This window comes from Desulfitobacterium sp., assembly GCF_035539115.1.
In the GTDB taxonomy this organism is placed as follows: Bacteria; Bacillota; Desulfitobacteriia; order Desulfitobacteriales; family Desulfitobacteriaceae; genus Desulfitobacterium_A.
Genome location: NZ_DATLJA010000032.1, coordinates 30547 through 43982, shown reverse-complemented (window position 1 = coordinate 43982; position 13436 = coordinate 30547). Strand labels below are relative to the sequence as shown.

The window sequence follows — 13436 nt, the reverse complement described above, 5'->3', positions numbered from 1 at the left end:
ATCAAAAACAGAACCCCTTTAGCCCAGTAAAATCAATAGTTCGGAGAGGTCATTTTCCAATTTGGGACTACACTTTCGTTGGCAAACCCTAGAAGCCTTGATATTACTGCGTTTGGAATAAATTGTCGCCAAACTTGGGTTAGAATGAATACAAGATTAATGCTATTATTTGTGTGCTTGACCTTTTGTTTTCGTGTTCGTATTATAAATAGTGACAGTGTCTGCAAGCGAGTACGAGAACTATTTTTAGGAGGAGAGTGTCAGACCGTGAATAAAGTTTTACTTTTATCTGGAAGCCCTAGGCCTGAAGGAAATACCTTTCAGGTTTTGCAGGAATGCCTAAAGGTTATCGAAAGTCAGGGTGTTGAAGCTGAATTGTTCAGTTTAGCAGGAAGAAAAATACAATCCTGCATCGCTTGTGGAAAATGTGCGGAACTGAAAAAATGCATTCTTAAGGATGATGTCAATGAGATTATCGAAAAGTTAAGAAGTGCTCAAGGCTTTATCGTTGGATCACCCGTCTATTTTGGCACTGCCCGTGGTGATCTGATGTCTGTACTTCAACGCATTGGCATGGTCTCAGGTAACACTGATCATTTTCTTTCTTGGAAAGTGGGTGGCCCGATCGCCGTTGCCAGAAGGGGCGGACAAACAGCTTCAATTCAAGAAATGTTAATGTTTTACCTGATGAATGATATGATTATACCGGGTTCCACTTACTGGAATATCGTCTTTGGACGAACCCCAGGTGAAGTGTGGGAGGATGAAGAAGGAATTCGGACCATTCGCCGTTTTTCAGAAAACGTTGCGAAGCTGGTTAATCTGATTAATCCAGATCCGGTCGCGGAGTAGCACGAGTAACTGACAACGGTATAAGACGATATGCGAAAAGAGCAAGCCTCTCATCTTTCTTGAGAGGCTTGCTCTTTTCTTATCGATTTCGTTGATCGACTCTCGGCAGGCGCGTAAGCTCTTTTTGGTGCTTCGCACAATAAATTTGCCAGGCAAATTTATCAGGGTGAGTGATACAGTAGCGTGCACTCCTTTGAGACACAGCTTTTTGGCAGATTCGGCAACGAATATCACCATATTGGGGTCTCTGCAGCAGTCTTTCTTTGCGTAGGCGAGCACTATATTTGTTCCGAATATTTGGGTCCAGAATATTGGCCTTCCCAATTTTGTTATAGACTGCGAGTACCTCTGCTTCACTCAACACTTCTTGTTGTGTCCGTTTGCGGATTACGGTCAGAATATCTGTATCGTAGAAGACAGACCCGGAAATCACTTTCAAATCACTGCGGCGACTAAACGTCACAAAGGAATAAATGGGGAGCTTCTCGTCAAGATTGACCCACTTGCTGAGAACTTCGATACTGTTTTGATTCTTGAAAAGAGGATTAGGGAACGTTTTTACTCGCCAAGTGATTGCCTGATGCCAGTTCAGGTCTGTTTCCTCGCCGAGGATTATTCCCGACAGGTTATTGACTTCAATAATAAAAAGGCCATAGGGAGAGATGACAAGATGATCAATATGTTCAAAACCCTGCTCTGTTTTGAATAATAGGTTACTCGAAAGTTTATAGCAGCGGGGGAGTTGCCCTAATCCAACTTCAATTTTATATTCCCCGATTTCCCCTTTTCTTAGATTTTTACACCGAGGTGATTCCCGATGTTTTGAACCCTTCAAGGTATAGAAATTGGTTCTATATTTCCGGTTTTGGGGAAGCTGTGGAAGTACTTCTGGCACAGGAACCGGATTTACAACTTCGCTTTTTCTTTTCCAAAAAAACAAGGAATGCCCCCCTATTTGGAAAGACTAGGGACAGTTCTTTTACAACGTCCCCTGCGTCCCTTATTTGCTAATTTTTTTTGCAAAAAGTAGATTCAGAACCCTCTTATTTTCTATATTATGCTTAAAATAGAAAAATTGCGAGCAAAACAACACCTTGATGAAAAGTTGTATGCCAACAATTGAACTTTGATAACGGATAAGGTATACCTATTATGACAATATCAGAAATGAGGAACTAGCATGAATTTGATACCATTGCCACGCACGATTGCAGCACAGGATGGAATATTTTTGACAGACCACACTACTACCATTGAGTTAGATATGGCCCAGGATGATCATGGTTTGGAAACAGCAAGGCTGTTACAGCAGGAAATTAAAAAGGTTATTGCCATTACGTTGCCCATTAAAAAAGTGCTGCAAAGTGCAGGAAATCTTGATGAAAACTGCATTTGCTTTCAATATGACACTATGGATAGTAAAAAGGAAGCCTACCGTCTGACTGTGAGACCCCATAAAATTACCATTACCGCTTGTTCCAACCGCGGCTACCTGTATGGGGCAGCGACGCTGATTCAGCTATTCAAAATATTTCGTGGGGAAATTGGCTGTTTAGATATTGACGATGAACCCTCCTTTGCCAACAGAGGCTATATGCTTGATGTTAGCCGCGGAAGGGTACCCACTATGGAGAGCCTGAAAGCACTGGTCGATCGGTTGGCGCTGTATAAAATCAACCAACTTCAGTTGTATATGGAAAACTGTTTACGCTTAGATGGCTTAGAGGAAATTTGGTCGCAGACTGATCCTTTGACACCGGAAGACATTCTGGAGTTGGATTGTTACTGCAATATAAGAGGCATTGAGCTTGTACCCTGCATCGCTACCTTCGGACATTTGTATGATTTACTCCGTTCAGAGACCTTTGGCAGATACAGAGAAATGGACACCGGTCCAGGGGAAACTTTTACTTGGTATAACCGCATGAGATACCACATCATCAATGTGTCCGACCCCGAAAGCTTTACTCTTATCAAAAGCATACTTAACCAATACATGCCCTTGTTTCGCAGTAATAAAATAAATATTTGCTGCGATGAAACCTATGATTTAGGCAAGGGAAAAAGTGCTTCCCTGGCTCAGCAAATGGATTACGGAGAGATGTATCTTTTTTATGTCAACCAGTTAGTGGAATATCTTCAAAGCAAGGGAAAAGAGGTCATGATTTGGGGGGATATTCTCAAGAGCCATCCCGAACATCTGGGCCAACTCAATGCACAGGTTACCTGCCTCAACTGGTATTATGATTATGGTGCTAAAGCACAAAATATTAAAATTTTCTCTGACAATGGCTTTAAACAGTATGTATGTCCTAGTGTATCCGGGTATAGCCGATTGATAAATGATTATGACTTGAGTTTTACCAACATCAGGGAGCTGGCGAAGTTAGGAAATCAGTATCATGCCCTAGGCTTTTTAAATACGGACTGGGGAGATTGTGGTCACATTAATATGCCGTCTCTTGCCATTCCCGGCATGATTTACGGGGCAGCACAGGGCTGGAACGTGGAGGACGACAGGGATATTAGGACCATAGATCAGGCTATTTCTTGGGTTGAATTTGGAGACCCTGGAAAAAATCTGGTAGGCCTGCTGCGTGAGCTCTCTCATCAAGATATCATCATTTTTAATGATCTGGCATTTTTCAGGGATTATAAGGTGTACGATCAGACCTACACTGATTTTGGAATCTCCCTGTATGAAAAAACTCAAGAAAAAATCATGCAGGTTTCAGAGAATCAGCTCAAGACAGCAGTTACCCGATGTGCGGAAGTCTTAAATGACCTTAAACAGAATAATATGGGTTCCTATGCAGACCGTCAAGATGAAATGTTAGAGTATTATCTTGCTGCCCGTGGTGTAGCCCTGATGCAGAAATTGGCGCTGGTGCTTAAAGAACACGAGTATGGGCAGGATGTCCATCCGCTGGACACTCCCTATGAACTGGCTGGTAAGCTGGAATACTGGCTGGTGGATTACTGCAACGTATGGAGGACAGGAAGCCGCGAGAGCGAATTGCATCGAATAAAAGAATTTTTTGGGCAAATTTGTTTCATCCTCAGAAAATACGAGAAAAAGTTCGGTAATTGATAAAAATCAAATAAGAAAAGCGCCCCCTATTTTTCCAGTTTCAATTTGGCAAGAGCATCAGCGAGGGCGGTATTCAGGGGGGCGTCTACCTTCTGTTTCTGCAGGTAGTTTTGGACTTCTTTTTTATTAACAGAACCTCTTCCCTCTTGGTCTTTCCGCTGAGTAAACGCGGAGAGTTTTTCCCGGTAACCACAGGTACAGGTGAAGACTTTATGTTCTCCTTCCCCACGAAGCTCCATCTTTTTATGACATTCGGGGCAGCGAGCGTTGGAGTGAATAGAAAGTCCTTGGCGGTAACCACATTCTCGATCTTGGCACACGAGCATTTCCCCGCGCTTGCCCTTCACCTGTAAAAGAAACTTTCCGCAATTGGGGCATTTGGTGTGTGTCAAGTTATCATGATGGAAGATTAGACTGCTCGCAATAACTTCTGAGACCAAGTGCGTCGCATATCCAGTGATGCCCTGGATAAAATTCTGCCGCTTTGCGCGCCCTTTGCTGATTTCATTCAATTGTTGTTCCCATTTCGCGGTCAACTCAGCAGACTTAAGCTCAGATGGAACAAGTCCGATGAGTTGAATCCCTTTCGAGGTCGGATGAATCTCTTTTCCCTGTCTCTCCATATAGAAGGAATTAAAAAGCTTTTCGATAATGTCAGCGCGTGTCGCCGGCGTACCCAGACCACTGGTTTTCTCAAGGGTTTCCCGTAAGGCTTCATTCTCTATTTTTTGCCCGGGATGTTCCATGGCTGAGAGGAGTGTGGCTTCGGTGTAGCGCTTGGGTGGTTTGGTTTTGCCAGGTAGAGATTTAACGGAGAGCAGATTAAGGCGTCCTTTCACTTTAAGGTCGGGCAGGGTCTGCTCAGCTTCCTCGTGGTCCTCTTCTTCCTCGCCTGGGTCTCGATCGTCGTAAGCGTTGCGCCAACCTTTTTGCTTCATAATTTTGCCCTTAGCAGTGAAGATTTCTCCCCCGATGTCTACTTTGACGGTGGTCTGTTCATACTCAAAGGCCGGTGAAAGCACCGCCAGAAAGCGCCGCACGATTAAGTCATAAATTCTCGCCTCTTCCTGACTGAGCTTGGCTAAGAAAACTGGTTCTTCGGTCGGAATAATCGCATGGTGATCGCTGACCTTCGAATTATCCACTAAGCGTTTGGTAGTGACGATTTTATTCTGCAAAATACTGCGGGCTAATTTGGCATAAGGTCCGATAGCAATCGTCCTTAAGCGTTCAGGAAGCGTGGGTACAATATCGTCGGTGAGATGGCGCGAGTCTGTGCGCGGGTAGGTTACAATTTTATAACGCTCATAAAGTTGTTGCATAATCGAAGAGGTCTTTTTGGCGGAGTACCCATATTTTCGATTCGCGTCTCTTTGGAGTTCCGTTAAATCATAGGCCAAAGGTGGAAGCTCCTTTTTTCCTTCTTTTTTAACGTCAAGGATAAGACCTGTTTGAGCCTTGACTTTGGTCAGGAGTTGTTCGGCTTTATGGGCATCGAAGATCCGAGTCTGACCCTTATTATCCTGCCAGCGCAGAGAAAATCCATTGGCGAGGGCATTAATAGTCCAATAGTCCTTCGGTATAAATTTCTTGATCTCATTTTCCCGCTCCACGATCAAGGCCAGGGTAGGCGTCTGAACCCTTCCCGCAGAAAGTTGAGCATTGTACTTGCAGGTTAGGGCGCGCGTCACATTGAGTCCTACATACCAATCCGCTTCGGCACGGCATTCGGCAGCAGCATAGAGGGACTCGTAGTTCTGACCCGGTTTAAGGTTTCTAAAACCTTCCTTGATGGCTTTATCGGTTTGGGAGGAAATCCATAAGCGTTTAATTGGTTTATGCCAGCCTGCTTTAGCGAGGATCCAGCGTGCGACGAGCTCTCCTTCTCGTCCCGCATCGGTTGCAATAATGAGTTCCTCAATATCTGACTGTCTGAGGAGCTGCTTCACAGCACCAAACTGTTTGGAGGTTTCTTTGATGACGACTAATTCCATCTTTTGAGGAAGCATGGGAAGGTCATCGAGTCTCCAGGTTTTATAACGATCGCCATAGGCCTCCGGATCGGCTAAGGTTACTAAATGTCCGAGGGCCCAGGTTACGATAAATTGGGAACCGATAAGACAGCCATTCCCTTTTTGGTTGCAACCTAAGACTCTAGCAATTTCTCGGGCAACTGAAGGTTTTTCGGCAAGAACTAAACTTTTTTTCATCGGTGCTCTCCTGTTTCTAATTATTTGTTGTCTGCGCTTCCATGCTCGGAACAAAAATCTCTTGACCCATTGCAGGAGGAGCTTGAACTCCTTTGAAAATGAGATCGACATTTATATCACCCACAACTAAGTAGCTCATTTTCTGCAAAAATTTCACTTCCTTAATTCATTCTCTTTAAGGCAATAAACGCTCCGTCAATCCTTTCAAAGATGCTTGATAGCGTATAAACCCTTCGGCATAGGTTTTTCCACATTGCATGCCACGATAAAGGGCACTTATTTTTAGGTACTCTAAGATATCCTTGCCATCATGTTCCTGTAGCCACACAACCTGGCTTTGATGCTTGGCAAGCATGGTCAGTTTTAAAGTATATGCGGGTTCGATATCACATAAACATCCGGTTGAAACGCCATACCCCCATAAGGTTCGATGAAGTAAATTTGGGGCACGTCGTTAAGCGCAGGATAACGGGTTTTAAGATGAGGAACGGTACTCATAAATGCAGCATCGACCACCAGTCGGCTGACGGCCGTATGATCGGCATGATAATCGACGGGGCTGTGCGTTAGAATGAGATCCGGTTGAACTTGGCGAATCAGATCGATAAAAATGTCGCGGTTTTGAAGTGATTCTCCGACGATTTCTCCATCCTGGTATCCGAGCCAAATACTTTTGGCTTGAATTACGGCTGCGGCTTCCTGTGCCTCCTGTTTGCGGATTTCCGCAAGTTCAGCGGGAGGAATTCGGAAGTGTCCTTTATCGCCGCTACAGGCAAAGGCCATCACCACTTGATGCCCAAGTTGATGGAACCGGGCAAGAGTCCCCCCACAGTTAATTTCTAAATCATCAGGATGCGCTCCAAGGCCAAGAATACGCATGTTGTCACTACCCTTCATTCACTCGATTTTCGATGACTATTTCTTCAAAATTATTGATCTTTCATGACTACTTTCTCGATCCTCACATTCGCATCCTCGGGAGCGTTGCGAACAGAAAACCAGGCAAAAATTGAGGCCAGAGGTTGATTAAAAACGGAAGCTAAAGTGACGGGAATGGCAACCGCAATCGGGAAATACGTTATCGCTAGGACAAACCCAAAATTGATGTTACGCATACCTACATTAAATATCATCGTAAGCACAGTGGCGCGAGTGCGATTGCGTAAAGCAAACGACGCCAGATAGCCGACTAAATAACCACACAACATCAGTAAAAGGATTACCAGCAAGAGTTTCAAGATCGAAATTCCCCACACAATATTCGGAGCAATATTGGCAGCATTAATTAAGATGATGAAAAAGACCCCAATTTTAGCCGTCAGTCCCCCGATAGAATGGGAGAAGTTGTCCACCTTGCCTTTCGTAATATCATTGAGGGCCATTCCAGCTAAACTTGGCAAGGCGACCATCTCGATCAGTTCTAAGACCATCTGAGAGTAGTCCAAGGCAAGACTCTGACCCAACACGAGCGAAAAAAAACCAGGAAGAATGAGCGGACTAAGCAAGGTGTCGAGCATGACGACCACCAAAGCGAGAACAACATCTCCCCCTGCTATTCCTGTCCAGACGATTGAGGTAAGTCCAATAGGAATAACCGAACTGATCAAAAAACCCAGTCGCGTGTAGAAATCCTGGGGATAAAATAAAAAGCCAATCCCTCCAGCGATGATCGGCATGACGGCATGTATGAGGATAAGCATACCGATCGGAAGAACCGGGTGCTTAATTATCCTTAGCAAATCCTTAAAATGAATATCAAGGGAGGTTATAAAGGTTAAATAAATAAAACAAAATAGCGTCACATTTTGTGATAAAAGGAAATTCGGCAAGCTAAAGTTAAACCCGATGATTAGGGCGATTAACGTTACAAAAAACATTCGCTTTCCGAGCCAGCGGTTCCAGGCAGCAAGATAACTCAGCATAATTTCTCCTCGATTTCTAGGACACCTACTCTTTGAGCACCTTGTTTTAGTGTACTTGAACAGGCAAAAGGTTTCAACCCTGTAATTTTCTCAACAAAATTAATAATGCAAAAGGTATATTCTAACGCCCACGGTCGGAAAATACCTAAAGGTTAAAATTATAAGGAGGTAGGGTAATGAAGGTTCGCGATTTAATGTCACAAAATGTAAAATGGGTTAAACCTAATCAATCTCTGGAAGAGGTTGCTCAAATTTTAGCTTCATCTGATATCGGTTCTGTCCCCGTCTGTCAAGGACAACAAGTGATAGGAATGATTACGGATCGCGATATTTTGATTCGAGCGATCGCCCAGGGAAAAGATCCCAAAACCACAAAGGCTAATGAAGTGATGACCCAGGAAGTAAGAAGTGTTTCTCCAGATACTGATATTCATCAAGCGTCTGATTTGATGGCGGAAAATCAGATTCGTAGATTACCCGTAGTTGAAAATAATCAACTCGTCGGCTATCTGGCGATTGGTGACATCGCCGTCCAGTCCATTCACGTGAATGAGGCGGGCGAAGCGCTCAGTGGCATTTCTGAAGGTGTTCAGCACTAAGCAAGTAAGACCGTTAACAAAAGGAGTAAACTACATCCTCTTCGAGAGGAGTGTAGCCTACTCCTTTTGTTCGCGTGTAATTAAATTTCTGCACGTGCGTAATGTGGTGTATAATATTTCTCGGGTCAATTTTCACATCAATATCATCAGGATAATTAGAGGAGTTCACACCATGTTAAACTTTACAGCCAACACCATCAAAAGCACGCATTTTAAAGCCATTGTCGCCATACTTCTTTCTGCGCTGATTTATGGAGGGAACATCATTGCTGGTCGATTAATCGCAGGGACAATTCCTCCTGTTACCTTATCAGCAATTCGCGCTATCTTAGGTTTGATCATTCTTCTTCCGATCACATGGCCTGCTATCAAACGAGCTCCTAAGCCCACAAAAAAAGAGCTGTTCCAATTGATTGTGATCAGTTTAATAGGAATCACGATTCCTTATATTTCTTTAATTTTAGGCTTAGCGGAGACTACAGGCACGAATGCATCTGTAATTCTGGCCACTCTCCCGGCGATGACCAATGCCATGTTATTTTTAATTTGCAAGACTAAACCTTCCAAGTTTCAAGTCTGGGGTATTTTTACTTCCTTTTTAGGTCTCGTTATCGTCTTCACCCAGGGGGATCTGCTTCACCTTTTATCGTTTAAAATGGGTAGGGGCGAGTTGTATTTATTAATCAATGTTGTGTGTATCAGCCTATTTAATATTGTGGGTCAAGACATCATGAAAAAGTTCTCCTCCATCGTCACGAGTGGATATTCTATTATTTTCGCGACTGTGACGTTAATTCCCCTGGGTCTCTATCAGATGAATTCCTTTACTTGGCATCTCTCTCTGACAGGATGGCTTTTAGTTATCTACATGGGGTGCTTCGCAGCGGGTATCGCGTTCTTCCTCAATCTTTATGGAATTCAAAAAATTGGCAGTGGTCAGGCTACGATACTTAATAATATGCAGTATATTTTCAGTATTAGTCTCAGCGTTTTTATCCTTAAAGAGTCTTTATTTGTTTATCATTGGCTCGGATTTATCCTCGTGATTTTTGGGGTCATTCTTTCGCTCGCGAAATCTTCAATTCAGTCCCCGCAACTTGTAGAAAGTAAGAACACGAATCAAACGATTTAAATTTTCTAAGATTCTTGGAGTCATAAAAGGAACTAGGCAATTATTGTGTCTAGTTCCTTCAAATATATGCCCCCTTTAACGAAACTTCTCTGGAAATTACCTTTTGCGTGATGGGTTCGAGGAGGAGCGTGGGTGAGAATCAAAAACTTTTCCTTGTGACAATTTTTTAAGCTCAATGGCAATCTTAAAGGTGTTCTCTATCTTATGAATAAAGTAGATTTCCTTTTCGGTGGCGAGAGAAATCGCTGTTCCACTCTTCCCTGCTCGCGCCGTTCTCCCCACCCGATGAAGATAAAGCTGGGGATCTTCAGGAATATCGAGATTAAAGATATAGGTCACATCCTTAATATCCAAGCCCCGCGCGGCTAGATCGGAGGCCACGAGTAAATGAACTTTACCCGTCTGGAAATCCTCCATCGCCTTACGCCGATCCACCTTGTGGGAAGCTCCAGAGATCGCCTGGGCGTCCAATCCATGAAATTTGAGTTTTTCAACTGTTCGCTCGATTTCCTCACTTTTATTAATGAAGATTAAAGCGCGTGAAGGATTGAGATGGCGAACTAACTTTCGTAGTACTTCAAACTTATCACGCTGTTCACAGGTAAAGTATTGATGCGTGATTAAGGGGGCAACACTCGCTTTCTCGGTAATGCGGATAACTGCGGGATCCTTTAAAACAATCGAGGCACGCTCTAAAGCTTCGCGAGATAAAGTAGCAGAAAACAAAAGTAACTGGCGATCTTTAAGTGTAGTCTTGAGCACCGCCTTTACCATCTGATTATTTTTTTCATCAAGTAGACGGTCAGCTTCGTCAAGTACGACCGTTTTAAGAGTTTGTGAGGAAATCTTTTTTTTCTGGATAAGTTCTAAGACCCGTCCAGCAGAACCGACTAGGATATGAGGTTTTTCTTTGAGTTTTTCGATTTGACGCGTAATATTGACATTACCGATAATTGCAGCAGAAGTGATTGTTCCGCCTGAATGTTGAGCTAAACTTTGAATTTGTCGGTGAACTTGAAGGGCAAGTTCATGGGTAGGAGTCAAGATCAGAGCTTGATTTTCCTTTTTCAAGGGATCGATCCTCTGCATAATCGGAAGCAGATAAGCTAAGGTTTTGCCAGATCCGGTTTCGGATTGTCCGATAACGTCGCGTTGGTCTAAGACGAACGGAATTGTTTTTTTCTGAATCTCGGTCGGCTCAACGACTCCCGCTATTTTGAGGGCCTCGACGAGAGGCGGATTGATCCCTAATTGTGCAAATGATGTTTCCATACTTTACTTCATCCTATCTAGCTTAACTTTATAGTTTACCTTCAGTCCATGGACTGACCGCTGGTTAACCGATTCCGCAGTTCACCGACCATAGCTGGTACATTAATTTGCATGCCACAGCGTTCAACACAGCGACCACAACGCAGGCAAGTATAAATTCCAGGGGCAGCTTGTTCCAGTCCACCAGCAACGAAAGCATCCCAGATTACGCCGATGCCACCGAGATAGGTTTCCCCAAACGTGCCTGCCGTAACTTGAAATACTGGGCATTCATACATACACCCTCCGCAGCGTAAACAGTGTAAAGCTTGCTTAACGTCATTATCTGCCGCCATCGCGCTACGGCCATTATCAACGAAGACCACATAAAACTCTTTAGGACCATGTGCTCCATAAGTGGTTACTTTCTCGATATCCCCGGTTTTACTCGGACCCGTAATGATACTTACATAAGCCGGAATTGGATATTGAGCATAACGCCAGGTCACTTCGGCTACTTTCATGGCGTCCTGAAAGGTAGGCACAATCTTTTCTATCCCCACGAAAAGCAAATGAACAGGAGGCGCTGAAGTGGATAAGCGTACGTTTCCTTCGTTTTCAATAATAACAAAAGCCCCTGTATCCGCAGCAACGACATTCGAGCCACTGATGCCGACATCCGCGTTGAAGTATTTCTCGCGCATGAACTCACGCACAACGCTGACTTCCTCGGCAATATCAGGCTTAACCTCTTTCTGAAAAAACGTGGAGAAGATTTCCGCAACCATCTCCCGGGGGACATGGATCGCAGGAGATAGAATATGCATTGGACGGTCTTTTTTAAGCTGGAGAATAAATTCCCCTAAATCTGTTTCCCAAACCTCATTGCCGACCCCTTCCAAGTATTCCCGGAGGTGAAGTTCTTCTCCAAGCATGCTTTTGCCCTTGACTACCGTTTTCCCTGTGCCGATGATTTCACTGGCAATCAAAAGAGCCTCATGTTTATCTTTGGCAAAGAAGGCTTTGCCATGATTTCTTGCAACTGATTCCATCGCTTGTTTGAGAAGTTCCTCTTGATGAGCAACCGCGTTGGTTTTAATCTCACGAACCTCTGCTGCAAGTTCTGGAGTTTGGGGATAACGCGCCATAGTACTATCCGTCGTTGCACGATAGGCCTTGACAGCTCGGGAGATAGCGGTGCGGATGTTTTCGTCTTTACGGGCGCGCTCCAACTCTTTGGTATAATCAGTAAAGCCTTTTTGCAAATCAACCTTTTCCTGCTTTCCCGACTTTTGAGAATTACTCATCGTGCGATCCCCCTATATAAAAATTCAATCAGATCCACGGCTTGATTTTTATCTTTTTTCTCAAGAGCTCCTTCAAGCGCCGATAAGCAATAGGGGCAAGAGGTGAGCATTAGTTCTGCCCCGGTTTCCTGGAGTTCCTTGACCCGTCGTTCGGCCATGGTATGGGAGAGCTGCGGGAAAAGAAGTTTGCTCGGTCCGCCACAACATGTCGTCCATTCTTTGCTCCGTTCAGCTTCGCGAAATTCAATGCCAACGGCCGTTAAAATATCACGCAACTCTTCTGTAATATGGAGCTCTCGCGCTAACCGGCAGGAATCATGAATCACCACTGTAGGTGCGGAGGAAGCCTGTTCAAGTTTGTACCTTTGTTCCCAAACAAGCTCAACGAACGTTTTTATTTCAATATTTAAGGATATTCCGAGTTTGGGATAAACAAATTTAAGCACTTCAGCAGCATGGGGAGAGAGACAAACCAACGTTTTTGCCCCACTTTTTTGTAAAACGCGCTGAACTCGTGGCGCATATTCTTTTAAATCTTCCCAGTAGCCCAATTCATAGAGTAGAGCCCCGCTGTAAAGCTCTTCATCTCCAGAATAGCATAAATCATATCCGAGAGACTGAAGAATACGAGCGGCTTTCGTATTAATCGTTTGATAGCGTTCTTTATCCTGTGAAAGAACTGACGCGTAAATTTTTTCGGCATTGATGCCTGTTGCTTTCTCCAGAGAGTTGCGTACGCCGATTGCCATTGCGAAAAGTTTACTGCCCTGATCGACAACACTTATCGTCTTAACCAGAGAATCAATAAACGGAAGGAGTTGATATTCTCCCCCTGTATAAAAAAGCAAATCACCAGTCTTCGGTAAATTCATATTCTTTGCCCAAGAGGACACTTCTGTTCCATTTAAGGCAAGTGGATTCCCGTGTTTCATAATATTTTCACGAATAATCTCTAAAACCGCTGGGAGTTTTCGCTCAACATGGCCTAGCTCCTCTATCGGTTGTGTTGCCATTGACTCCACCACCCCTTTTATTAGCATTCAAAAGTAAAGAAAAACATTTCTATTTATTT

Annotated in this window: 13 protein-coding genes; 4 read left to right on the top strand and 9 right to left on the bottom strand. The window is 43.9% G+C overall.

The window, feature by feature from the left end; translation table 11 throughout:
• The first annotated feature begins 267 nt into the window (after positions 1–267).
• Complete coding sequence (locus VM640_RS06265) at positions 268–852, top strand: flavodoxin family protein (protein ID WP_325390567.1); 585 nt, start codon at positions 268–270, stop codon at positions 850–852.
• A 79-nt stretch (positions 853–931) separates the two neighbouring features.
• Here VM640_RS06265 and VM640_RS06260 read toward each other — a convergent pair whose 3' ends face one another.
• Positions 932–1792 carry a nuclease-related domain-containing protein gene (locus VM640_RS06260; protein WP_325390566.1) on the bottom strand — a complete coding sequence of 287 codons (861 nt, stop codon included), beginning with the start codon at positions 1790–1792 and terminating at the stop codon, positions 932–934.
• Between the two features lie 240 nt (positions 1793–2032).
• Here VM640_RS06260 and VM640_RS06255 point away from each other — a divergent pair, with 240 nt between their 5' ends.
• A complete protein-coding gene (locus VM640_RS06255) occupies positions 2033–3943 on the top strand; it encodes a beta-N-acetylhexosaminidase (RefSeq protein WP_325390565.1) in 1911 nt (636 codons plus the stop codon).
• A gap of 26 nt (positions 3944–3969) precedes the next feature.
• On the opposite strand, the gene VM640_RS06250 is transcribed toward VM640_RS06255, so the two are convergent.
• Genes VM640_RS06250 through VM640_RS06230 form a run of 5 tightly spaced genes read right to left on the bottom strand, consistent with a single transcriptional unit; the run spans position 3970 to position 8075 of the window.
• Positions 3970–6153, bottom strand: a complete 2184-nt coding sequence (locus VM640_RS06250) for a DNA topoisomerase III (protein WP_325390564.1) — start codon at positions 6151–6153, stop codon at positions 3970–3972.
• A gap of 16 nt (positions 6154–6169) precedes the next feature.
• On the bottom strand, positions 6170–6301 hold the full coding sequence (locus VM640_RS06245; RefSeq protein WP_325390563.1) for a hypothetical protein: 132 nt from the start codon (positions 6299–6301) through the stop codon (positions 6170–6172).
• 27 nt (positions 6302–6328) lie between these two features.
• Positions 6329–6481 carry a hypothetical protein gene (locus VM640_RS06240; protein WP_325390562.1) on the bottom strand — a complete coding sequence of 51 codons (153 nt, stop codon included), beginning with the start codon at positions 6479–6481 and terminating at the stop codon, positions 6329–6331.
• Positions 6482–6516: 35 nt separating this feature from the next.
• The gene (locus VM640_RS06235) at positions 6517–7050 is read right to left on the bottom strand and encodes a PIG-L deacetylase family protein (protein ID WP_325390561.1); all 534 of its coding nucleotides are present in this window, start codon (positions 7048–7050) and stop codon (positions 6517–6519) included.
• Positions 7051–7082: 32 nt separating this feature from the next.
• Positions 7083–8075 carry a bile acid:sodium symporter family protein gene (locus VM640_RS06230; protein WP_325390560.1) on the bottom strand — a complete coding sequence of 331 codons (993 nt, stop codon included), beginning with the start codon at positions 8073–8075 and terminating at the stop codon, positions 7083–7085.
• 176 nt (positions 8076–8251) lie between these two features.
• On the opposite strand from VM640_RS06230, the gene VM640_RS06225 reads away from it, so the two are divergent.
• Together VM640_RS06225 and VM640_RS06220 are read left to right on the top strand one after the other, a co-directional pair.
• The gene (locus tag VM640_RS06225; RefSeq protein ID WP_325390559.1) at positions 8252–8674 is read left to right on the top strand and encodes a CBS domain-containing protein; all 423 of its coding nucleotides are present in this window, start codon (positions 8252–8254) and stop codon (positions 8672–8674) included.
• Between the two features lie 172 nt (positions 8675–8846).
• Positions 8847–9806, top strand: coding sequence for a DMT family transporter (locus tag VM640_RS06220; RefSeq protein WP_325390558.1), 960 nt, complete (start codon positions 8847–8849; stop codon positions 9804–9806).
• Positions 9807–9902: 96 nt separating this feature from the next.
• Here VM640_RS06220 and VM640_RS06215 read toward each other — a convergent pair whose 3' ends face one another.
• The 3 genes from VM640_RS06215 to VM640_RS06205 are packed head-to-tail and all read right to left on the bottom strand — an operon-like array spanning position 9903 to position 13377.
• Entirely contained in the window at positions 9903–11078 is a 1176-nt protein-coding gene (locus VM640_RS06215; protein ID WP_325390557.1) for a DEAD/DEAH box helicase, read from the bottom strand.
• Between the two features lie 41 nt (positions 11079–11119).
• Positions 11120–12364: a lactate utilization protein B gene (locus VM640_RS06210; RefSeq protein ID WP_325390556.1), complete on the bottom strand. Its 1245-nt coding sequence runs from the start codon at positions 12362–12364 to the stop codon at positions 11120–11122.
• A complete protein-coding gene (locus VM640_RS06205) occupies positions 12361–13377 on the bottom strand; it encodes a (Fe-S)-binding protein (protein ID WP_325390555.1) in 1017 nt (338 codons plus the stop codon). Before VM640_RS06205 ends, VM640_RS06210 begins: the two co-directional genes overlap by 4 nt.
• Between the last annotated feature and the right edge of the window lie 59 nt (positions 13378–13436).

What these genes read in the sequence shown, in the direction of transcription:
- VM640_RS06220 (WP_325390558.1), top strand. Translation starts at nt 8,847, where the DNA reads ATGTTAAACTTTACAGCCAACACCATCAAAAGCACGCATTTTAAAGCC.
- VM640_RS06210 (WP_325390556.1), bottom strand. Translation starts at nt 12,364, where the DNA reads ATGAGTAATTCTCAAAAGTCGGGAAAGCAGGAAAAGGTTGATTTGCAA.
- VM640_RS06230 (WP_325390560.1), bottom strand. Translation starts at nt 8,075, where the DNA reads ATGCTGAGTTATCTTGCTGCCTGGAACCGCTGGCTCGGAAAGCGAATG.
- VM640_RS06225 (WP_325390559.1), top strand. Translation starts at nt 8,252, where the DNA reads ATGAAGGTTCGCGATTTAATGTCACAAAATGTAAAATGGGTTAAACCT.
- VM640_RS06215 (WP_325390557.1), bottom strand. Translation starts at nt 11,078, where the DNA reads ATGGAAACATCATTTGCACAATTAGGGATCAATCCGCCTCTCGTCGAG.
- VM640_RS06205 (WP_325390555.1), bottom strand. Translation starts at nt 13,377, where the DNA reads ATGGCAACACAACCGATAGAGGAGCTAGGCCATGTTGAGCGAAAACTC.
- VM640_RS06235 (WP_325390561.1), bottom strand. Translation starts at nt 7,050, where the DNA reads ATGAAGGGTAGTGACAACATGCGTATTCTTGGCCTTGGAGCGCATCCT.
- VM640_RS06255 (WP_325390565.1), top strand. Translation starts at nt 2,033, where the DNA reads ATGAATTTGATACCATTGCCACGCACGATTGCAGCACAGGATGGAATA.
- VM640_RS06250 (WP_325390564.1), bottom strand. Translation starts at nt 6,153, where the DNA reads ATGAAAAAAAGTTTAGTTCTTGCCGAAAAACCTTCAGTTGCCCGAGAA.